Origin of the sequence: Marichromatium purpuratum 984, from assembly GCF_000224005.2 — a bacterium.
Classification (GTDB): domain Bacteria; phylum Pseudomonadota; class Gammaproteobacteria; order Chromatiales; family Chromatiaceae; genus Marichromatium; species Marichromatium purpuratum.
Genome location: NZ_CP007031.1, coordinates 1,247,153 through 1,267,781, shown reverse-complemented (window position 1 = coordinate 1,267,781; position 20,629 = coordinate 1,247,153). Strand labels below are relative to the sequence as shown.

At 67.0% G+C, this 20,629-nt stretch carries 16 protein-coding genes; 4 read left to right on the top strand and 12 right to left on the bottom strand.

The features are described from left to right. Positions 1-88: 88 nt before the first annotated feature. Positions 89-1,195, top strand: coding sequence for an efflux RND transporter periplasmic adaptor subunit (locus MARPU_RS05825; protein WP_005220759.1), 1,107 nt, complete (start codon positions 89-91; stop codon positions 1,193-1,195). After that, complete coding sequence (locus MARPU_RS05820) at positions 1,192-4,323, top strand: efflux RND transporter permease subunit (RefSeq protein ID WP_005220757.1); 3,132 nt, start codon at positions 1,192-1,194, stop codon at positions 4,321-4,323. The genes MARPU_RS05825 and MARPU_RS05820 overlap by 4 nt, the downstream gene beginning before the upstream one ends. Positions 4,324-4,386: 63 nt before the next feature. Here the strand turns inward: MARPU_RS05820 and MARPU_RS05815 are convergent, their stop codons facing one another. Continuing rightward, on the bottom strand, positions 4,387-5,349 hold the full coding sequence (locus MARPU_RS05815; protein ID WP_005220756.1) for a 2-hydroxyacid dehydrogenase: 963 nt from the start codon (positions 5,347-5,349) through the stop codon (positions 4,387-4,389). Between the two features lie 233 nt (positions 5,350-5,582). Here MARPU_RS05815 and MARPU_RS05810 point away from each other — a divergent pair, with 233 nt between their 5' ends. Next, positions 5,583-5,882, top strand: coding sequence for a BrnT family toxin (locus MARPU_RS05810; RefSeq protein WP_005220755.1), 300 nt, complete (start codon positions 5,583-5,585; stop codon positions 5,880-5,882). Continuing rightward, positions 5,869-6,162 carry a hypothetical protein gene (locus MARPU_RS05805; RefSeq protein ID WP_005220754.1) on the top strand — a complete coding sequence of 98 codons (294 nt, stop codon included), beginning with the start codon at positions 5,869-5,871 and terminating at the stop codon, positions 6,160-6,162. Before MARPU_RS05810 ends, MARPU_RS05805 begins: the two co-directional genes overlap by 14 nt. A gap of 50 nt (positions 6,163-6,212) precedes the next feature. Here MARPU_RS05805 and MARPU_RS05800 read toward each other — a convergent pair whose 3' ends face one another. The 11 genes from MARPU_RS05800 to MARPU_RS17510 all read right to left on the bottom strand — a co-directional run bounded on the left by MARPU_RS05800 (position 6,213) and on the right by MARPU_RS17510 (position 20,628). After that, a complete protein-coding gene (locus MARPU_RS05800) occupies positions 6,213-7,139 on the bottom strand; it encodes a formylglycine-generating enzyme family protein (protein ID WP_005220752.1) in 927 nt (308 codons plus the stop codon). A gap of 132 nt (positions 7,140-7,271) precedes the next feature. Then, the gene (locus tag MARPU_RS17515; protein ID WP_005220750.1) at positions 7,272-7,655 is read right to left on the bottom strand and encodes a hypothetical protein; all 384 of its coding nucleotides are present in this window, start codon (positions 7,653-7,655) and stop codon (positions 7,272-7,274) included. A 104-nt stretch (positions 7,656-7,759) separates the two neighbouring features. Then, positions 7,760-11,344 (bottom strand): formylglycine-generating enzyme family protein, encoded by a 3,585-nt coding sequence (locus MARPU_RS17955; protein WP_005220748.1) that lies wholly within the window; start codon positions 11,342-11,344, stop codon positions 7,760-7,762. Further along, positions 11,344-12,294 carry an AAA family ATPase gene (locus tag MARPU_RS05785; protein WP_005220746.1) on the bottom strand — a complete coding sequence of 317 codons (951 nt, stop codon included), beginning with the start codon at positions 12,292-12,294 and terminating at the stop codon, positions 11,344-11,346. The genes MARPU_RS17955 and MARPU_RS05785 overlap by 1 nt, the downstream gene beginning before the upstream one ends. Beyond that, positions 12,291-13,880, bottom strand: a complete 1,590-nt coding sequence (locus tag MARPU_RS05780; protein ID WP_005220744.1) for a trypsin-like serine peptidase — start codon at positions 13,878-13,880, stop codon at positions 12,291-12,293. The genes MARPU_RS05785 and MARPU_RS05780 overlap by 4 nt, the downstream gene beginning before the upstream one ends. A 24-nt stretch (positions 13,881-13,904) precedes the next feature. After that, positions 13,905-14,246 carry a trypco2 family protein gene (locus MARPU_RS05775; protein WP_005220742.1) on the bottom strand — a complete coding sequence of 114 codons (342 nt, stop codon included), beginning with the start codon at positions 14,244-14,246 and terminating at the stop codon, positions 13,905-13,907. Positions 14,247-14,636: 390 nt separating this feature from the next. Then, positions 14,637-15,698: a type II toxin-antitoxin system antitoxin DNA ADP-ribosyl glycohydrolase DarG gene (darG, locus tag MARPU_RS05770; RefSeq protein WP_005220741.1), complete on the bottom strand. Its 1,062-nt coding sequence runs from the start codon at positions 15,696-15,698 to the stop codon at positions 14,637-14,639. Positions 15,699-16,370: 672 nt separating this feature from the next. Then, positions 16,371-16,598: a hypothetical protein gene (locus MARPU_RS05765; RefSeq protein ID WP_005220733.1), complete on the bottom strand. Its 228-nt coding sequence runs from the start codon at positions 16,596-16,598 to the stop codon at positions 16,371-16,373. Then, entirely contained in the window at positions 16,595-18,757 is a 2,163-nt protein-coding gene (locus MARPU_RS16565; RefSeq protein WP_005220732.1) for a hypothetical protein, read from the bottom strand. The genes MARPU_RS05765 and MARPU_RS16565 overlap by 4 nt, the downstream gene beginning before the upstream one ends. Before the next feature lie 3 nt (positions 18,758-18,760). After that, positions 18,761-19,201, bottom strand: a complete 441-nt coding sequence (locus MARPU_RS05755) for a hypothetical protein (protein ID WP_005220730.1) — start codon at positions 19,199-19,201, stop codon at positions 18,761-18,763. Continuing rightward, entirely contained in the window at positions 19,201-20,628 is a 1,428-nt protein-coding gene (locus MARPU_RS17510) for a WD40 repeat domain-containing protein (RefSeq protein WP_005220728.1), read from the bottom strand. The genes MARPU_RS05755 and MARPU_RS17510 overlap by 1 nt, the downstream gene beginning before the upstream one ends. Between the last annotated feature and the right edge of the window lies 1 nt (position 20,629).

The window sequence follows — 20,629 nt, the reverse complement described above, 5'->3', positions numbered from 1 at the left end:
CACCGCGCCCGTGTCCGTGACGGACACGCCCGGCTCTGCCCGCGAGAGAGCCCGGTCCCGGCGGGTGTCAGCCATGGAGTCGAGTCGTATGCACGGCCGCGCCCGCCCCTCCCCTATCACCCTGCTGCTCGTCTCGGCACTGTCGACCATCCTGGTCGGCTGCTCACCCGAGGCCACCGACCCGAGCACCCCGCTCGAGCCGCGCATCGCCCAGGTCCGCGTGCTCACCCTGGAGCCCCGTCCCTGGCGCCAGCCGATCGACGCCTATGGCGAGATCGAGGCAGTCGAGGACGTCGCCTTCACGGTCGATTTCTCCGCTCAGGTCGAGGCGATCCATTTCGACGAGGGCCAGCGCGTCGAGGCCGGCGCGCTGCTGGTCGAACTCGACGCGCGCAAGCGCGGGCTGCGCCTGCGCCAAGCGACGACTGCGGTGGCACGCACCCGCGCCGGGCTGGAGGAGGCTCACCAGGAACTCGACCGCCGGCGCGGTCTGGCCGGCAGCGGCGCGGTCTCGCGCGAGGCGCTGGAGCGCGCCGAGATCGCGCTGCGGCGCGCCAGCGCCGCCTACGAGGAGATGCTTGCCGCCGAACGATTGGCCGCGCGCGAGGTCGCCGAGAGCCGGGTCCTCAGCCCGGTGGACGGCATCATCGACCGTCGCGCGGTCGAGCCCGGCGAGATGGTGATGCCGGGCCAGCTGCTCGGCAGCGTGCAGACGGCCGATCGGCTGCGGGTGCGCGCCCATGTCGGCGAGCGCGCGGTCAACGCCCTGCGCGTCGGCGCCGAGGCCGAGATCCGTTCGGCCGGAGTGCCGGGACGGCGCTACCGGGGACGGATCGAGTCGGTCGGGATCAAGGCCGATCCCGACACCGGCAACTTCCCGATCAAGATCCTGCTCGACGACACCGACGGCCTGCTGCGCCCAGGCATGACCGCGCGCGTGCGGCTACAGGCGGTGCTCGACCCCGAGGCGCTGTTGATCCCCGACACCGCCCTGGTCGATCGTCATCGTCGGCGAGTGGTCTACGTGGTGCGCGACGGCCGCGCCGTCGAGATCGAACCGATGCTGCGTGCCAGCACCGCCGAGTGGATCCCGGCGCTGGAGGGACTCGCCGCCGGTGACCGACTGGTGGTCGAGGGCATGGCGCAGCTGATCGACGCCAGCCCGGTCGAGATCGTCACGGAGCCGACGCCATGAAGACCCCGCTCGGCTTCTTCGTCGACCGACCGCTGCTGGTCAACCTGCTGCTGGTGCTGATCGTCGCCAGCGGCCTGCTCGCCACCCAGCAGATCCACTACGGCACCATGCCGCGCATCGACCTCGGGCTGGTCAACATCACCACCGAGCGCCCCGGCGCCGGTCCCGAGGACGTCGAGCTGTCGATCACCGTCCCGCTCGAGGACGAGCTGCTCGAGGTCGATGGGCTGAAGAAGATCACCTCCAACAGCATGGAGGGGATCTCGGTGATCACGGTGCGCATCGACCCCGATGCCGGCGACAAGCGTCAGGTGCTCGCCGACATCCAGAAGGCGGTCGATCGCGCCGGCACGCGACTGCCCGCCGACCTGCTCGAACGCCCACTGGTCGAGGAGATGTCGACCCTCGAAGTGCCGGTGATGGAGCTGCATCTCAGCGGCCCGGTGCCCGAATCGGTGCTGCGCGCCAGCGCCCGGCGACTGGCCGACGCCTTGCGCGAGGAGCCGGGTATCGCCTCGGTGGAGAAGGTCGGCTATCGCGAGCGCGAGGTGCGGGTGCTGCTCGACCCCGAGCGGTTGCAGCAGCTGCGGCTCTCGGTCGACGAGATCCGCCAGGCCATCGAGCGGCGCAACGTGCGCGCCTCGGGCGGCTCGCTGACCTCCTTCGTCGCCGAGAAGAAGGTGCTGAGCGTCGGCCAGTTCGACCACCCGCGCCAGGTCGAGACGGTGATCGTGCGCGCGCGCGAGCCCGGCAACAGCGTGCGCGTGCGCGACATCGCCGAGGTGGTGCTCGACTACGAGGACTGGCAGGTGCAGTCGCGCACCGATGGCCGCTTGAGCATCGCCCTGCTCGCGCGCCAGAAGGCCGAGGCCGACGGGCTGGAGACGGCGGCGGTGGTGCGCGCCTTCGTCGAGCGCGAACGCGCCAACCTGGCGCCGGGGGTACGCATCGAGAGGGTCAACGACATCTCGCGCTTCACCTACGACATGCTCGACGTGCTCGGCAGCAACGCCCTGCTCGGCTTCGCACTGGTGATCGGCTGTCTGTGGCTGTTCCTCAGCCTGCCTCTGGCGCTGTGGGTCAGCCTCGGACTGGGTACCGCGCTGTTGCTGACCTTCGCGCTGATGCCGGTGGTCGGACTCGGCATCGACGTAATGACGCTGACCGCGCTGATCCTCATGCTCGGCATGCTGGTCGACGACGGCGTGGTCACCGCCGAGAGCGTGCAGCGACGGCTCGAACAGGGCCTGCCACCACGCCGCGCCGCCATCGAAGGGGCCGGCGCGGTCGCCTCGCCGGTGATCGTCAGCACCCTCACCACAGTGCTGGCCTTCCTGCCGGTGGCCTTTCTCGGCGGCCTGGAGGGCAAGTTCCTCTGGACCCTGCCGGTGATGGTCGCGCTGGTACTCGGCGCCTCGCTCGGCGAGAGCCTGCTGATGCTCCCCGGTCATCTCGCCCACGCCCACGGGCGGCGCGCCACCACCCCGCCCAGGCGCTGGTTCCTGCCGGTGCAGGCGGGGTTCGATCGCTTCGTGTTGCGCGCCGTACGTCACCGTTATCTGACCCTGACGCTGTTCGTCGCCGGGTTCTGCGCGATCCTCGCCTACGGTGCGCTGGTGATGCGCTTCGATCTCTACCCCGAGGTCGACATCGACACCGTTAACTTCAAGGTCGAGCTGCCCGAGGGTGCCTCGTTCGACTACACCATCGACAAGGCCGCCGAGCTGGAGGCGCTGATCCGCGCGCGCGTGCCCGCCGCGGACCTGCTCAACATCATCACCCGCATCGGTCATCACGACACCGACATGTACGGCGCCACCGAGGGACGCAACCCGGCCTGGGCGCTGCTCACCCTCTACATGCGCCCGCAGGGCCAGCGCGAGACCGACTCCAACGAACTGATCACCGGGCTGCGCGCCGAACTCTCCGCCCTGCCCGACTACCGGCGCATCGTCGTCGAGCCGCTGAAGGACACGCCGGTGGCCGGCAAACCGGTCGAGCTGGAGATCATCGGCAACGACCCGGCGCGCTTCACCCTGGCCGACCGGCTCGCCGACTTCCTCGCCACGCAGCCGGGCGTCACCGAGGTCTGGACCAGCTACAAGCCGGGCAAGGACATCGTCGAACTGGACTTCGATCATCAGGCACTGGCCGACCGCGGGCTGAGCGTCGCGGCCATCACCCAGATGGTCGCCGTCGCCTTCGACGGCCTGCTGGTCGACGAGCTGCAACAGGTCGAGGAGCGCGTGCGCTATCGCCTGCAGTTCCGCGCCGAGGACCGTGGCCGGATGGAGACCCTGCGCAATCTGGTACTGATCAACGATCGCGGCCAGCCGGTCTATCTCGGCAGCGTCGCCGAGATCCGAGTACGCCCCGGCGAGGCGGCCATCCGTCACTATCTCGGTCGCCGCACCCTCACCCTCTACGCCGACATCGACCGCGCCCGGGTCTCGGTGCAGCAGGTCAACCAGTCACTCGCCGAACACGTCGAGCAGACCGGCCTGCTGCGCCAGCACCCCCAGTTGCGGCTGTGGTACGGCGGCGAGCTGGAGCAGCAGCGCGAATCGCTCGGCGACATCGGTATCGCCTTCGTCGTCTGCGCGCTGTCGATCCTGGTGGTCCTGGTGCTGCTCTTCGGCTCCTTCACCCAACCACTGCTGATCCTCGCCGCCATCCCCTTCGGTCTGTCCGGGGTGATCGTCGGGCTCGGCCTGCAGGGCGAGCCGCTGAGCCTGATCGCGCTGATCGGCGTGCTTGGCCTGATCGGGGTGTTGGTCAACGACTCGGTGGTGCTGGTCCACGCCCTCAACCGCCAGCGTGCGCGCGCCGACGGCCGGCTCGACGACCAAGGAATCGCCGACGGCACCGCCGCGCGTCTGCGCCCGATCGTCATCACCTCGCTGACCACGGTCGCCGGTCTGATCCCCACCGCCTACGGGCTCGCCGGCTCCAGCCCCTTCATCACCCCGATGGTGCTCGCCATGGCCTGGGGCATCCTCTTCGGCACCCTGATCTCGCTGGTGCTGATCCCCTGTCTGTACGGTATCGAGCAGGACACCCGGCGCTGGATCGGAACCCGGGCCTCGGCCCTGTTCGCACGCGGTGACGATCGGCGACCAGGAGATTGAACCGCCAGGACGCCAACCCTTGATGCCGTAGCGGTTTCCCTCTGGCGGCCAAAGGTTGGCGGCTCAGGCAACACGGTTGCGCGACGTGCCGGCGAGGCAGGCGGAGATGTTGGCGGCGATCTCGTCGACCATGCGCTGGCGCGCCTCGCGACTGGCCCAGGCGATGTGCGGGGTGACGATCAGGTTGGGGATCGTGGGGTCGAGCAGCGGATTGCCCGCACGCGGCGGCTCGGCACTCAGCACGTCGACCCCGGCACCGCCGATGGTGCCGGCGCGCAGCGCCTCGGCCAGCGCCTGCTCGTCGACGATACCGCCCCTGGCGGTGTTGATCAGCAGCGCGTCGCGCCGCATCAGCCCCAGCTCGCGCGCGCCGATCAGCCCGCGCGTCGCTTCGGTGAGCGGACAGTGCAGACTGAGCACGTCGACCCGCGGCAGCAAGGCCTCCAGCATCAGCCGCCCGACACGCAGCGCCCCACCTGGACGCTGCGCGACCAGCACCTTCATGCCGAAGGCCTCGGCCACCCGCGCCACCCCGCCGCCGAGATCACCGAGCCCGACGATCCCCAGGGTGCGCCCGGCGAGTTCGCGGATCGGGTAATCCATCACGCAGAAGCTGTCGTGACGCTGCCAGGCCCCGGCGTCGATCGCGCGCTGATACTCGGGCAGCCGGGTGGTGAGGGCGAGGATCAGCGAGAAGACGTGCTGCACCACCGAGGGCGTCGCGTAACCGGCGACATTGGCCACCGCGATGCCCAGCTCGCGCGCCGCCTCCAGATCGACATTGTTGGTGCCGGTGGCGGCCACGCACACCAGCCGCAGCGACCGCGCCCCGCTCAACGCCTGCCGGTCGAGCACCACCTTGTTGGTCACCACCACCTCGGCATCGGCGATCCGCGCCGCCACCTCGGCGGGCTCGGTATAGGCATGACGCCGCCACCCCTCGCACACCCCCGCCAACGCGGAGAGATCGAGATCGTCCCGATCGATCGTCGCAAGATCGAGCAGAACACCATTCTTCAGGGACATAGCAACACTCTTGGGAGAAAGGACTTGGTGGGATCATACCGAGGGGGTGGGAGGGGCGTCATCCGGCGGGCGGGAAGGCATGTGCGAGCACAAAGCCCTGAGCGGTCGCGCCAGACATCGAGCCATGACCGAGCGCATGGCGCGGACACCACCAGACTCAACCGACCAGCCATGCAAGACAGATCGAAAGCAATGTATGTACAAAGTACATATATTAGCTAGACTTCCCTGCTATGGATGTCCGCTACGAACTCAATGGCCTGTCCTTCGTGTGGGACGCGCGCAAGGCATCGATCAATCCGCTGCGCCACGACGGGATCACCTTCGAGCAGGCGGCCACGGTATTCTTCGACCCGCTGTTCCGTCTGGTGGACGCAAGCCGGCACGACGAGGCCCGTGACGCTGTGATCGGCTACGACGCCACGGCACGGCTCCTGTTCGTGGTACACATCGAACGATCGGACGAGGTGATTCGCCTCATCTCCGCCCGTCGGGCCACCCAAGAGGAGAGACGCACCCATGAGCATTCCTGACCGCATCAAGAGCCGTCTGCGCAAGGACCGCCCGATGACCAGCATCACCTTGCGCATCCCCGTCGACGTGGTCGAATCGCTCAAGGAGATCGCGCCACTGCGCGGATTCTCCGGCTATCAGGCGCTGCTCAAGCTCTACGTCAGCGAGGGGCTACGGCGCGACGAGGCACGCTACGCCACGGACCAGACCGCACGATTGATCGCGGCCCTGAAGAAGCGCGGCGTATCGGAGACGGTGCTGGCCGAGGCGGCAATGGAGGCCGAGCGCGCGGCGCATTGAGGACCGATGGGCTCACGCGCTCTGCTCATCCCGACTCCAACCTGTTCGGGTCATGAACTCTGAACTCGGGCGCAGCGGAAGCCAAGATAGTCGCCGCGGCCGTCGGGCCTGTACCCGTCGCGGTAGGCGGAACGACAGATCCGCGCCTCGTCTTCCCAGGAGCCCCCGCGGATCACTCGCTTCGCGCCAACCTCTGTCGAACCTTCAGGATCGACCGCCATAGTCGGCTCATAATGACGTAGACCATCGGCACACCATTCCCAGACATTACCGAGCATGTCGGTTAGACCCCAGGGATTCGGCTGCTTCCTACCCACTGGATGGGTGCCGGAGCGGGGATTCGGATACTGCATATCGGACCAGGAAGATGAGTCGAAACCCTCTTCCAACTCGAAATCGACGCCGCTGTTGCCGCCGTACCAGGCGATTGAGTCCAGCGCCGGGGCATTGTTCTTGCCAAGGATCTCGATGGGGCCGGTGTAGAGCGCGGTCTCGGTGCCGGCCCGGCAGGCATGCTCCCACTGGGCCTCGGTCGGGAGACTCAGCCCGAGGTCGGGAACCCGCGCATTGATCCGGTCGATGAAGGTCTGTACATCGTCCCAGCTCACCTGCTCGACGGGGCGATCCGGGCTCTTGAAGCGGCTGGGGTTCTCGTCCATCACCGCCTCCCACAGCGCCTGGGTGCAGGGTGTATCGAACAGCCAGAAGCCGCGCGAGATGATGACCGCATGCCGTGGATGCTCCTGCTCGAACCAAGCATGCTCCGCATCATCCTCGGCCAACCCCTGGGTCTCCTCCTCCGGCGAGCCCATCCAGAACCGCCCCGGCGGAATCCACCGCAGCCGCTGCGTGACCGCATCCAGGGTGAAGGCGACGAAGACGCCGTAACGGTCCTCGCCCCACTCGCTCGCCCACGCGGGCGGGCAGCCGTTGATCAGCGGATGCCAGGACGGATCGATTGAGAGGACGCTGACCATCTGAACCCTGTCACCTGATTTCGCCAGCCGGAGCCACACCGGCACGGCGAAGCAAAAATGAGCTGCCGCGCGCGCCCCGCCACCCGACGAATGACGACCGCCTCGCGGACAATACCTTGACCCCCTTTGCCGTCATGGCGCCCGCCGTGACTCAACGGCCCTTTTCAGCGTTGACGATCGAGATCGGGTCGACCCACCGGCGAGCCTTCGCCGGGCGACTGCACCGGCGACCGGCACACCGGGGGTCATTGGGTTGCGGCATCGCGTCAACCGAGGTCGGTGCCGGGGCTCACGCAAGACCCCGCAATCATCAACCTTGCCGCACCGTGTGGTCGGTGGTCGACCGCCCTCGCCGGCCGGTTCGTAGGCAATGCAGAGGGCCCAGGCGCTCGCGCCGCCGTCCTCGATCAGATGACGCTCGACGGACAGGATCCGCTGGGCGGCCAGAAAGCGGTTCAACGCCTCGACGGTCGCCTCACCCCCGTGGATCGGGATGGTGAAGAAGCGCAGTTGCATACAAAAGGTCTCCGGTTAGCGAGCGGGCGCGCACGCCGGGCGGCTGTTGTCGGAACAGGCTATCCCTGGCCATCGCGTTCCGCTCTTCCTAATCCTCGCCTGGCTCACAAGACCTGAACTCGGGCGCACCGGAAGCCAAGGTCGTCGTCGCGGAGGACGGACTCGAACCTGTTGCGGTAGGCGGAACGACAGCCCCGCGCAAGGTTGACCCAGGAGCCCCCGCGGATCACCCGCAACGCGCCGGATTCAGCGGACTCCCAAGCCGAACCGTCGAGTGGCGCGCCCTCGTAGGAGTCATGCCAGGCATCCTGCGTCCATTCCCAAACGTTGCCGAACATGTCGTACAGCCCCCAGGGATTGGGGAGCTTCCCTTTGACCTGACGCGTACCAGCCCGCTCATGGGGGTATTGCTTCTGCTTACCCGACCACCACGCGCCGCTCGTCGTGTCCTCACCGTCAGCCAGATCATAATTCACCCCACTGTTGCCGCCGTACCAGCCGATCGGGTCCAGGTCGGGGGCATCCATGTCGCCCCGGATCTCGATCGGCCCGGAGTAGAGTGCCGTCTGCGTCCCCGCCCGACAGGCATACTCCCATTGCGCCTCGCTCGGCAAGATGAAGCCCGGAATGCGCTCGTTCAGCGCCGGTAAAAACTGCTGCTGGATGTCGTCCCAAGTCACCTGCTCCACCGGCCGTGCCGGGTCCTGAAAGCGACTCGGATTCTCCAAACCCAGGGCGATCCACAGCGCCTGAGTACAGGGCGTGTCGAACAGCCAGAAGCCCTGACCGACGGTAACTACATGTTGTGGCCCCTCAGAGTCCCGACGCCCCGGTTCGTCCTCCGGCGAGCCCATCAGGAAGCGACCGGGCGGAATCCAGCGCAGACGCTGGATGAAGGGCTCCGACACGTTCTCGGGAACTGCTTGCGGTGCTTTCTTGCGAAACCACCGTCGCCGCTGCTTCTCTTTCTTGGTTACAGGTTCGATATGGATCTCGGCCCAGAGACCAAAGCGATCGCGCCCCATGGCCTTGGCCCAGTCGGGCATTGCACAGCGCTGCAAGCGCAGGACCTCGCGATCGGAGCGGATCTCCAGCCCTGGCGCGTCCGGCAGTTCAACCGAGGCCGAGGCGGTGGTGTCGAGTCGCAACAATTGCGGTTTGACGTGCCCCTGCCCGGCTGCGCGAGACGGAGCCGTCTCGCCCCGGCCTGATCCGCTCCGCGGGCCGGGGCGCGCCAGCTCCACTCGCTCCGCCTCCGGCGTGCCTGACTCACGGACCTGAACTCGGGCGCACCGGAAGCCAAGGTTGAAGTTGCGGTTGACGGGCACGAACCAGTAGCGGTGGGCGGAACGACAGTAGCGCGCAACGTCGAGCCAGGAGCCCCCGCGGATCACCCGCCCCGCGCCGGACTCGGCGGACTCCCAGGCCGAGCCGTCAATGGGCGCCCCTTTGTAAGTATCGTGCCAAGCATCCTGAACCCATTCCCAGACATTGCCGTGCATCTGGTAGAGCCCCCAGCCATTTGGAGGCAATGCCTTGACCGGGACGGTCTCCTGACGATCCAGCCCTTTCGCCCCTCCAGCGTAGGGATAATTGCCGTCGTAGTTGACCTGCTCCGGGGTGATGGTCTCGCCGAAGCTGAAAGCCGTATCGCTCCCCACCCGACAGGCATATTCCCATTGCGCCTCGCTCGGCAGGCTCAACGCCAGTCCCGGCAGGCGCGCATTGATCGTCTCGACAAGGCCTTGAACGTCATCCCAGCTCACCTGCTCCACCGGACGATCCAGACCTTTGAAAAAGCTCGGATTCTCACCCGTCACCGCCTCCCACAGGGCTTGGGTACAGGCGGTCTCGAACAGCCAGAAGCCCTCCTGAATCGTCACCTCATGCCGAGGTCCTTCGTCGCTATCTCGCCCCGGCTCATCGTCGGGCGACCCCATCCAAAAGCACCCCGGCTCGATCCAGCGCATGCGCTGGGTGACCGGCTGACCGTCCTTATCCTCGATCGCGAATTCGACCCAGGCACCGTAGGCGTCCCAGCCCCAGTCGGTGGCCCAGGGCGGTGCCTTGCCCGACTCCCAGAACGCATCTTCGACCACCCGCACCTGAATGTTTTGGTCGCGGGTATGGAGCCGCGCAAGCGGGCTTGCGCCGGGGGGCATTCCCGAGTGGACACGATCACCAAGTTGGCACAGATCGAGGGGCAAGGGCTGTTCGGACGGAGGGGGCAAGGGCTGACGATCTGTATCGGCCAAGGCGCAGGCCAGTCCCCAACATGCGTCCTTGGTGAAAGGGTTCTCCTTGACCGACGCGTCGAGTCGTTCGAAGAAACCGCTGAGCCAGTCCCATGCACGAGGGCTGAGGGACATTGCCCCCGATGAGGATGCCCGGTCGGCCAGGTACTGGAGCAGCTCACGGGCATGGTTTCGTTCCTCGTCGCTGATCGCGTGCGGGGCTCTTTCCGCGACGTTGAGCACGGTTTCCAGCCAGACCTCGTAGGGCAGATGACGCATGGCATCCCGTGCCGTGTCCACGAGTCTACCGAGACAGGTGGAGTCGTCCCCTTCCCCGAGCTTGGCGCGCCAGGCTTCGGCATCCGCGTCCGGCAATGCGGCCGCGATCATCGCGGCCCCCTTGCCGCTGGCCTCTTGCCAGACCCAGGCCTCCAACCGCGCCGGAAAGTGCTCAACGTCGCCTAGACCGAGACGCAGCTCACGCAGCAAGCCTGGCTCGATGCGCGAGGCGATGGACATGCGGGCAAGGAGTCGCTCGCCACGCGTTTGTAGGGCCTCGGTCGCGAGCATGGATGGGGCCGGATGCTCCCAGCAAAGTCGCTGGAAATGAGGGGATGCCACTTTTTCAGCGTCGGCCGGAGCGCAGGGCAGCAGGACCAGGGCGGACACGCCGAGCAGTTCCAGCTCATCGCCGAAGTCGCGCCAGAAGCGGGCGGCGCGCCCGCCATCGCGGGCAAGACAGCCGAGATCCCCCAACACCAGAACCTGGTCGCCCGGCTGGGGGGCGATGGGCGTGACCTCACCGTCCGGCCAATGGACCTGGGGCCGATCACAGTGCTCGCTATAGAGAGCCGTGCGAAAGCCGGCGGTCGGAAAGAGCCGCTGCAGATGGGTCTGAACCATGGCCTGATCGCGCACGTAAGGCGCCAGATGATCGCAGCGGTCCTCGATGACATAAAGGCTCGGTCCCCAGCCGGCGCGATGGCGACGCGGCAGCCGGCGCAGCCACTCACCGCGCCCCATGCAGTGGACGATACGGTCCAGGTCATAGGCCCGCGATGGGCGGGTTGCAGTCAAGACACGGCGCAACCTGGGCACCAGCTGGGCGAAGTCAGTCAGATAGCGATAGGGGGAAGGGTCAGCCGCCGGCCTGCTGGGCAGCGCTGGCGCACTGAGGCGCGGCTGGTCGCCCGGCAACAAGATTTCGTCCGACGCCAGGTGAAAGGGCACCCAAAAGGTAGCGGGACGCAGGGGCGCGCGGGCGGGCGCCGGCGGCTCCGTGCCAACCTCGGCGTGATCGGTAGCACTCTCCGAGGCGTCGCCGGCCTTCTTCTTCGGCTTCGGTTCCGGTTCGTCATAACCCAAGGCATGCAGCGCGGCAGGCGTAAGAGGCTCACAGCCTTCGGCGCACAAGGCGCGCAGCAGATCGCCGCGGCTGACCAAACCTTGAGCCATCAAACGGCCTCGGTCTTGCGCAGGAGGTAAGGCTCGATGCGGTTGAGCAGCTCCTCGGCGCTGGGGCCGCTGGCGGTCACGGTCAGCTGTTCTTCGACCGCACGCAAGAGATCCAGGTATTCGGCCTGACCCGGACGCGGCAGCTTGGTGCTGGCCTTACGATCCTTGATGAGCAGATCCGCGGCCTGTCCCAGCACCTCGGGCGACAGTTTGGAATGGGCCTGACCACGCTCCACCAAGCGCTTGCGCAGCTCGGTGTCGTCCTTGGGCAGCGCCATGCGCATGACTACGCAGCGACGCACGAAGGCGTCCGGTAGACCACGCTCGCGGTTGGATGTGATGACGATGAACGGCGCGATACCATCGGCGCGAACCGGATTGTCCAAGCCCTCTGGCTGGAAGCTGCCGTCGCCCAATACCTCGAGGAGACCGTTGGGCACGTCGATCTCGGCCTTGTCGATCTCGTCAATCAGGACGACGACACCCTGCTCGTGATTGCCGCCATCGAGCTGCGGGGGCGCGACGGCCTTGGGTCGCTTCTCGGCAGAGCCCCAGTTCAGCCCCCACCAGAGAGGACCCGGGATCAGATAATTGGCGGGGGCCAACTTTTTCTCACAGGTCGAGGCATCCCAATCGCAAACGGAAGCCAGTTGGGCGTCTGCCAGACGGGCCACCGCATCGAACTGCCAGAGCAGGTCTCGTGACTCGGTCTTGGCGTCCACGGTGCAGCGCACGTAGGCACGTCCGAGCGCCTTGGCCGCGGCCCTGGCGAGCTGAGTCTTACCCACCCCCGGCTCGCCGGTGAGCAACAGGGGACGGTTGCAAGCCAGCGCGGTGTTGATGGCGTCCAGATGCGACTGTTCGAACAGATGCGTAAAGGATCGACCTCCAACCTGTTCCAGGGTGATGGGCGGATGTGGAAGGCGCCGGATGAATCGACTAAGGGTCATGAGTTCCCCTCGGAATCGTCTTGGGACAGGGCTTTCTGGCAGCGCATGATGACGCTATGGAGCGCCGCCAGGTATCCGGTTCGCGCCTGGTCTTTCGTCCGCTCTAGGTCGACCACCAGGAGTTCAGGTGCCCAACGGCCCAAGGCGCGCAAGACGTTGGCCTCCTCACAATGCCAGGTCGCCGGGACACGAACGTAGTAGCTCCGGCTCTTGCCCTCCTGATACAGCAGGTCGGAGAGAAAGTGCCCGCACTCGTCGTCATCGACCGGTAGGTCGGACGAGGTGATACCGGTATCGGCGTGTGGACCGGTCACATGCTTCTTGACCTGAGCCTTGGCATCCTCAGCTCTGAACCACTCCATGCCTGGAACATTCTTGACGGCGTAGGCGTCTTTCGCGTCTTGTTGCGCCCGGCGTCCGTCCGGGTCAAGGCCGGTGTTGTGCTCGGGCGTGAGATCCAAGGGAGAACGCAGATGGTTGCCGGCCACGCACAACTGGGGGGCATTGTCCGATGCCTCGGCGAGCTTAGACTCGAGATCCAGTAACATCGGTGGAGATGCGGCGACTGACACCGGCGAGCCGTCATAGGTTTTTGCCGCGCCAACTAGCGGCGGTACCGCGCCCTGATCAGCCGCCAACAGGCGCAGACAAACCAGTGCCAAGTATTCCACTGACTGGATGCCAGCTCTATCCTGCGTCGGCTGCATCTGGTCGAGCGCCAATCCTAAGGCGCGAGCAATCTCACGCTGAGGCAAACTGAAGAGAGTATCAGCTAGAGCATCAGCACCGAGGATCTCGGTTCCCGGGGCAAGATGACTGCGACAGCAGTCCGCGAGGTGCTTGCGCAGCCCGTCATGGGCATCCAGCTGATCGATGACATAGGAGCGCAGCCCTTTCCAGCAGGCATCTTTGCCAGGGCAGACGAGAAAGTCTTCGACCTCTCTCAGTCGTCCCATTTGCGGCTCGTCGCCGTCTGCCAGCAACGCGGGGGCGATGAACGAGAGGGTCAGGCCTTTACCGCTCTCCCCCGTATTCACCCTCCGGACAATTCCGACCAGCCGATTGGCGGAGAACACAGCGGAGCCGCTGAACCCGCCCCAGTACTTGTCCTGCTGTAACTGGACGTTGAGTCCATCAAGATCGGCGGTGAGGGCATCCGAGCGACCAAGGATGCCTTGCGGGGCTTTGCGTCTGGGGCAATGCGCTTCGTCCTGCAGCCCAGCGAGATAGCCACAGCAGTCACATCTGGCCCTCGCTGCGGGTCGTCTCTGGTCGATCAGGTACCAGGGGCTGACCAGATCGCTCGCGCGTGGTTCGCAGCGGATCAGGGCGATGTCGTGTTCTTTGTTGTACCAGAGGATATCGGTCCTGGTGATGCTCTGTTCCGGCTCGATGGGATGCCCCCGCGAATCCCGCCAGACGATCTCAAAGGTCTGCGAATTCAGATCCCGATCCGCATCGAAGAGGACGTGGTACGCCGTCAGGACCCAGTGTGGGGCCAAGGCGTAGCCGGAGCCGAAACAGAACTCTCCTCCCCCGGCTGGAACACGGATCTCGACGCAGTGTTCCGTGCGTAAACCGACCATCCCTGAAGTCCTCTCGTATCGGCCTCAACCAGAGAGCCTTCCGCTGATCTTGGCCGGGACGGTCGATGGCTCACCGGTAGCCGGGTCCTCGACCTCCTGCACGGCCTTGAGCTTGAGCTTGAGCGTTTGTGTCGCAACCGACGTGTCCTTGCCCTTCAAGTTCGCATTCAGGACCCAGAACTTGATCCCGGTGCCGCCGCCCCTTTCTTGAGTCGTCGCCAGCTGAAGCTCCAGCTCGATGTCGTCGACCATGAACTTGAGATCCTTGCGTTCCCCTTCGGCCTTGGCATCGATCAACTCTTGCCGAAGCTGGCTCAGCATTGCCTTAAGCGGGATTCGTTCGATCTCGTCGGTCGTGTCGCTCATACCTGACTTCTCGGAATATCAAGGGACGCGATCGATGATATCAGGATACGGATGATGCGCCACCGCCCTCTGTGTACGGCCCCATCAAACGGCCGAGGCGCTGACACAGCAGCGAGCGTGGGACAGATCGTCTCGGCGCTCTCGCTCGTCGATACCTTATCCGCGCAACAGACAAGCACGGGGAGGAAGGAAGAAAGGGAAAATCATGGCCGGCTTCCTTTGCTCTCGCCCACCATCCGGAGCGATGCATCAGCGTCACCGAACGGGCCAGAGCACAAGCAAGTGGCGAGAGGCACGCTGCATTGTCGCGTTTCCCCTCCGGGCCAAGGACGGCCCAGCATGTTCATGCGCCGAAGCGACTGAACACCGGGCGACTCGCAAGCCGCGGTTTCAACTCGCGAGCCGATCGAGGGCGAGGCGGATCAAGCGATCATCGAAGAGGCGGCGCTTGCGTTCACCTGCATCCTTGCCGCCGGGCCAAGTAGCCAGAGCAGCGATCACGCCCTGAACCGACGGCTCACAGCCCTCGCGGCTCAGAAGCCAGTCGACCGTTGCCAAAAGCTCCATTCCAAGCGGCGACTGAAAGCCATCGATCAAGGCGACGGTCTCATCGAACGCCTCGCGATAGGGTGCCATCTCGGGACCGGCAAGATAGGTGCTCAGGTATTCCTTCCGGGCCTCCTCGAACCAGATCACGTCGAGGGGGCCGGCATCGGCCAAGCGCTTGTCGCAGTGCAGATAGCTGCCATCGAGGCCATCGAGCAGGTGGTGCAGCCGATGGGCATAGGGTCCGTAACGGTTGGCCTCGAAACGCAGGTCGAGCGGGTTATCCAGCTCATGACGCTCGATCGCACGCTCCAGCAGCCAGGCCAGCTTCTGGATCTCCAGAAGCGAGCACTCGAAACCGAGGATCCAATAACGCCGGACCAGCTCCGCAATCATCGCGCGGGCAGGGGTGAGCGCCTGGACCCCTGTGCGTTTGGCGACGTTCTGGTACTTGGCCGTCGGCTCGAACACGACGACGCGAACGGATTCGAGATCCCCGAGTGCGCGCTCGATGCAGGGTCTCACCGCTGACCAATCCAGCTTGCCGTTGCCAGCGCCCAGGGGCGGCACGGCGATCGACCGCACCTGGTTGTCCTCGATGAACTCTCGCAACTCGCGGAGGCCGGACTCGATCCATTCCATCTTGCTCGGATGGCGCCAGTGCTGCTTGGTCGCAAAATTCACGATCCAGAGCGGCCCCAACAGATCGCTCTGCCTGGTGACGAACAGGGAGCCGGGCTCGAAAGCTCCAGCCTTGCAGTAGGCCATGTAAGCCCGGTTGTTCTCGGGATACTTCTCCTTGAACATCAAGGCGATACCCTTACCCATCACGCCGACGGTGTTGACCGTGTTCACGATCGCATCGACGTCCGCATCCAGCAGGTTACCTTGGGTGAATTCGATCATCAGAAGTACCAGTTCGGGCGGCAGATCACTTTCAGATCCAGCCCCAGTGCGCTCACATCCGCGGCCACGCAATCCGTCAGCGCCTCCGCGTGACAGACGACCCTGAGGTTCGACTGTCTTGTCATTTGTTCAGCGCCCAGCCAGAGCCAGCATCAGGTGGTCAGACAGCTCCGATGGATGTCCCCACACAAAGGTTTGAATTCACCTCTTTTGTGAAGATTTACGCCGCTACTGCAATCGGCGCGGCATCTGTCCGATGATCCCTCAGCGCAAGGGCGTGTGTAAGCCGTTTGCTTGCCCTCAGACGCTCAACAAGCCCGGCAGCCAGAGCCGTCATCAGACCATCGCATGAAAGCCCCGCCTTGAGGGGCCAAAAACCGAGGAAATCTCATTTCTACAGACACAAAAAAAGCGGCCCTGCCAAAGCAGAGCCGCTTTTTTCGATGTTGGTCGGGGCGAGAGGATTTGAACCTCCGACCACCTGAACCCCATTCAGAAAACGGGCAGCAAGGATTTTATAAATCAACAGGTTACGCGCTCGCGCTGTGCGATTTCCTGCCCTGCCCTGCGGTGGTCGGTTCTGCTCCGCGTCACGCCCGCACAGTTTACGGCACACGCCACATAAGCGCCAACTGACGCGGTGGCTGCCGCGCAGCGCAGCGATACCTTCCCCTACACCTCAATCTCCACCGTCTGCAACACCGGCGCCGGACCCTGGATCACCCCATCCTTGATGTAGACCGGATCGCCGATGCTGCCGCGCCCCCGTACCTGGGTCTGCTCGCCGCTGAGCAGGGTGACGGTGCAGCCGTCGCTGCTGGTGGCGGTGATGGTGCCGACGTCGGTGGGCGGCTCGGGGAGGAGTTGAAGGAGGCGGCGGTAGGCGTTCCAGGTGTTCATGTCGGGTGGCTCTCGATGCGGATGGATTGCCACACCTCGGGCAGGCGGCAGTCGAGTTCGACCGCGCGCGAGAGCCCGAGGCGGGTGGTGCCGCCCTCGGTGTAGGCGATGAGCTGGCCGGGGTGGATGATGCCGGTCTCGGGGTGGACCGGGGCGCGCAGGGTGATGTGGGCCTGGCGGCCGGTGTCGGCGAGCAGGCGCAGGCCGCGCTGGCGGGTCATGACGACATCGGTGGCGAGCGCGTCGACGCAGGTCGGGGCCTGGGTGTCGCCGGCGCGCCCGGCGCGGCGCACGCGGTCGCGCCGACCGCCCTCGCCGCCGGTGATCCACACCGCGTCGTAGTCCGGGCGCGCGATCCACTCGATGCGCTCGGTGTGGCAGGCGTCCTCGGGCAGCGCGATGTCGGGGGTGGTCTCGGCCCAGGCCCAGGGCGGGCGCGGATACCAGGGCAGCAGGCGCAGCACCGGCTCGGTGTCGTGGCCCTGGACATAGCCGCCGCCGGCCTCGGCGATGCGCGCGGCGGCCTCGATGAAGGTGCCGTTGTGGCTCCAGGCGCCGGCCGGGACGGTCCAGTCCTCCAGTTGCCAGTCGAGCGTCCAGCCGATCGGCACCCCGTTGTCGGTGAGCGCCGCGTCGAGCAGTTGGCGGGCGCTGCGCGACTCGGTGTTGGTGCGCGCGCGCGGCGCGGCACTCGGCGCGCCGAGCACGGCGGCGCGACCACGCCCGCCGAGGTCGAGCCAGTTGGAGCCGAAGCTCCGCGCGCGGGCGATGCTGTCGAGGCGTAGCCGGATCGGGTGGGCGTTGACGGTAGCGATCAGCTCGACGGCGGGCGCCTCGGGCTCGGCCTGGAGCCGCGCGAGCGCCGCGCCCGGCACCCGCGCCGACCAGCTCCACGCCCAGGCGTCGGCCTCGAGCGCAAGGCGCAGCGACTCGGCGGGGATCTCGGTGCCGTCGAGCAGGGTCAGGGTGACGGTGTTCCTCACGAGATAGAGCCTCCGGATGGGGACGATGCGGGTTGCGGTCGGCGGCTCGGGCACCCAGGGTGGGCGCGGTCGCCAGTCGCAGCAGCCGGGTAGCTCGACGGCAGCGCCGAGCGACGGGGTCGCGCTACAGGACACCCGGGTGCGCAGCAGTACCGCCGGCATGTAGCACGGCGTCCAGCGCCCGGGGAGCGGCCACAGCGCCGCGGTGTGCGGGGTGCCGAGCAGAGTCTCGAGCGGTTGCGCGACGTGGTGCCCGGCATCGAGGCGGAGATCGATCGGGCGCGCGTCCTGTTGATCGAACTGCAGTCGGTCACGGGTGCGCTCTCGATCGCGGTGCCCCGCTCGGGCGGCGGCCCGGATCGAGGCGGCCTCGGTGCACACCGCCCGGGTCGCGCGCCGCAACCGGCGGGTGTCGGCATGGAGCGTAGTGCGCGCGGCGCGGATCGGGCGCGCCTCGGCATGCGGGACCTGGGCGACCCGGCGCAGCCGTCGGGTCTCGGTGTGGCGCAGCCCGAGCGCCGGCCCCGGACGTGCCCGCGCCTGCCGGTGGCCGAGCGCTGCGGCGTGGCGGGTCGCGCGCATCTCGGTGCCGATGAGCCGCCAACCACGGGCGATGGCGCGCTGATCGCGCGCCGGGGCCTCGGCGCTGGGGCCGGTAGCGGCGGGGAGGGCCAGATCCAGCTCGACGACGAGCGCGGCCCCGAGCGTCAGCCCCGCCGTCGGCGCGGGCAAGGCGGCGACGAGGGTCGCATCTTGGATGACCCGCGCCCGGAGCGCGGCGGTGATCGACAGACCGGCGCTCGGCGCGGGCAGCGCGGCCTGGAGCACGGCCTCGACATCGCTTGGGTCGAGGACCGGGCGGCAGATCGGGTCGAGCACGGTGGCGGCCAGGGGTGGCGCCTCGCCCCCGACCAGACAGACCACCGCCGCGACACGGGTCGTCGCCAGCGACGGCGGCGCGAGGCCGCAGCACAGCCGGATCGGCCGCCACAGCGCGGGTGCCGGGCCGGTCGCCGCCGAGCTCGGGCGCACGCAGCCGGGTAGCCGGGTCGCATCGAGCGCCGCCAACGCCTGCGCGGGGAGCACCATCCGCGCAGGCAGCACGGTCGCCCCCAACTCGGGTCGGGGCTGGTCGCAGCGCACCGAGACCGGCAGCCCCAGCGACGGCCCGGTCACCCCCTACCCCTGAAAGACGGCGGCGGTGACCCGCGCGTAGGCACCGCGATAGAGCATCGGGCTGTCGAGTTGCACCTCGCCGCCGTCACCGGTGGCGCTCACCGTGCAGTCGGCCCACCAATCGCCATTGCCATCGAGGATCCGCGCCCAGGCCGCGGCGGTGCCGGTCGCGGGGTCGGCGCCGGTGATCGGTGCCTCGAGCGGGGTGTCGAGGCGGAGCTGATGGGTCTCGGGGTCGACCGCGCCGATGCCCGTCGCCAGCGGGATCTCGACCAGGGCGGTAGCCTCGGACGGAGTCTCGCCAGGGGCGCCGGGGAGCGGCGCGCTGTAGAGCACGAGCCGCGCCCCGACCGCGCCGCCGGCAAGCAGGGCCAGCCCGGCCTCGAGCACCGGTAGGCGGGCGGCAGCCTCGCGCGCAACCTGGTGCTGGGTGCCGAGATCCATCAGCCTTCCTCCTCCGGCGCGGCGATGGTGTAGGGGCCGTGACAGACTGGCTGGCAGCCGGCGCTGCGGTAGGTGATGTCGTAGGTGCCCGGCGGCACCTCGGCCGACCAGTCGCCGCTGGGCGCAGGCACCACGTCGATGACGTGCCCGTGACTGCCCCAGGCGCGCACGATCACATCGTCGGCGGCGCTGCCGTCGATGGCCTTGGTGGCGTTGCCGTTGATCGTAGTCAGCGCCCCAGCGTAGGGCATGTAGACCTCCAGCGGCGCGAGCGCGCCGGTAGTCTCGTCGAGGGTGATGCGCAGCAGGCGATCGTCGGTCGCCCCAGGGCGGGTGTCGGGGATCAGCAGGTGGTAGTCGCCGGGGGCGAAGCCGCGCACCGTGAACGCCCCCGAGACCGGGTCCGGGGTGACGACCTGCGAGCGCGCCCAAGCCGGGCGGCGCAATAGCTGCACCGGGAGACTCAGGGGGTTGCCGTCGTGGTCGTAGAGGATGCCGTGACGGGTCGGGCGGTTGATGTCGGGGAGCCAGGCGACGGTGAGTCCCGTGCTCGATACCGCCGGCGTGCCGGGGACTACCGACCAGTCGGTGGTGTCGATGACGGTGAGATAGGGTGAACCGGCATGCGCGACTGCCAGATAGGCGCCATCGGGACTCCAGGCGCAGTCGTACCCCGTGCTCGATACCGCCGGCGTGCCGGGGACTACCGACCAGTCGGTGGTGTCGATAATAGTCAGGCAAAACGTGGGGGCGTGCCCAACAGCCAGATACGCCCCGTCCGGCGACCAGGACACGCCCCGATGCGCACTTGCCGCCGCAGGGACGCCGGAAACCCGCGTCCATTCGGGAGCATTCAGCACGACCAGATACGGCGCTGAACGCAATCCCAATGCCAGATAAGCCCCATCCGGCGAAAACTCGCAGCTGTAACCATCCCCTGGCAGGCTGGGCGTTCCGGGGACGACCGACCAGTCGGTGGTGTCGATGACGGCAAAATTCGGCTCGCCCCAGTCACCAACAACAGCCAGATACGCCCCGTCCGGCGACCAAGCACAATCCCAAACGCGCTTATCCGGCAGGCTGGGCGTTCCGGGGACGACCGACCAGTCAGATGTATCGATCACCGCCAGGCGATCGCCACCGTAATATCCAACAGCCAGATAGGCGCCATCGGGACTCCAGGACACACCGTAAACGTAACTTGGGACTTGAACGTCAGTCGTAACTGACCAGTCTGAGGTGCGAATAATGACGAGCCACGGAGGGGCGCTCACACCAACAGCCAGATGCGCCCCATCCGGCGAAAACGCCACCGCATTGACATCCCCACCCGAGGCAAACCGCGTCGTCGCCACATCGAACGCTGGCCCCTCCAGGGTCCGCAGGGTGTCGTCGCTCGAGCCGACGGCCAGGAAGTAGTCAGTCATC

Coding starts and splice junctions, on each gene's coding strand:
- MARPU_RS05775 (WP_005220742.1), bottom strand. CDS start 14,246: ATGAGCGACACGACCGACGAGATCGAACGAATCCCGCTTAAGGCAATG.
- MARPU_RS17510 (WP_005220728.1), bottom strand. CDS start 20,628: ATGACTGACTACTTCCTGGCCGTCGGCTCGAGCGACGACACCCTGCGG.
- MARPU_RS05815 (WP_005220756.1), bottom strand. CDS start 5,349: ATGTCCCTGAAGAATGGTGTTCTGCTCGATCTTGCGACGATCGATCGG.
- MARPU_RS17955 (WP_005220748.1), bottom strand. CDS start 11,344: ATGGCTCAAGGTTTGGTCAGCCGCGGCGATCTGCTGCGCGCCTTGTGC.
- MARPU_RS05810 (WP_005220755.1), top strand. CDS start 5,583: ATGGATGTCCGCTACGAACTCAATGGCCTGTCCTTCGTGTGGGACGCG.
- MARPU_RS05805 (WP_005220754.1), top strand. CDS start 5,869: ATGAGCATTCCTGACCGCATCAAGAGCCGTCTGCGCAAGGACCGCCCG.
- MARPU_RS05800 (WP_005220752.1), bottom strand. CDS start 7,139: ATGGTCAGCGTCCTCTCAATCGATCCGTCCTGGCATCCGCTGATCAAC.
- darG (WP_005220741.1), bottom strand. CDS start 15,698: ATGATCGAATTCACCCAAGGTAACCTGCTGGATGCGGACGTCGATGCG.
- MARPU_RS05785 (WP_005220746.1), bottom strand. CDS start 12,294: ATGACCCTTAGTCGATTCATCCGGCGCCTTCCACATCCGCCCATCACC.
- MARPU_RS05765 (WP_005220733.1), bottom strand. CDS start 16,598: ATGAACACCTGGAACGCCTACCGCCGCCTCCTTCAACTCCTCCCCGAG.
- MARPU_RS05755 (WP_005220730.1), bottom strand. CDS start 19,201: ATGGATCTCGGCACCCAGCACCAGGTTGCGCGCGAGGCTGCCGCCCGC.
- MARPU_RS05780 (WP_005220744.1), bottom strand. CDS start 13,880: ATGGTCGGTTTACGCACGGAACACTGCGTCGAGATCCGTGTTCCAGCC.
- MARPU_RS05825 (WP_005220759.1), top strand. CDS start 89: ATGCACGGCCGCGCCCGCCCCTCCCCTATCACCCTGCTGCTCGTCTCG.
- MARPU_RS17515 (WP_005220750.1), bottom strand. CDS start 7,655: ATGCAACTGCGCTTCTTCACCATCCCGATCCACGGGGGTGAGGCGACC.
- MARPU_RS05820 (WP_005220757.1), top strand. CDS start 1,192: ATGAAGACCCCGCTCGGCTTCTTCGTCGACCGACCGCTGCTGGTCAAC.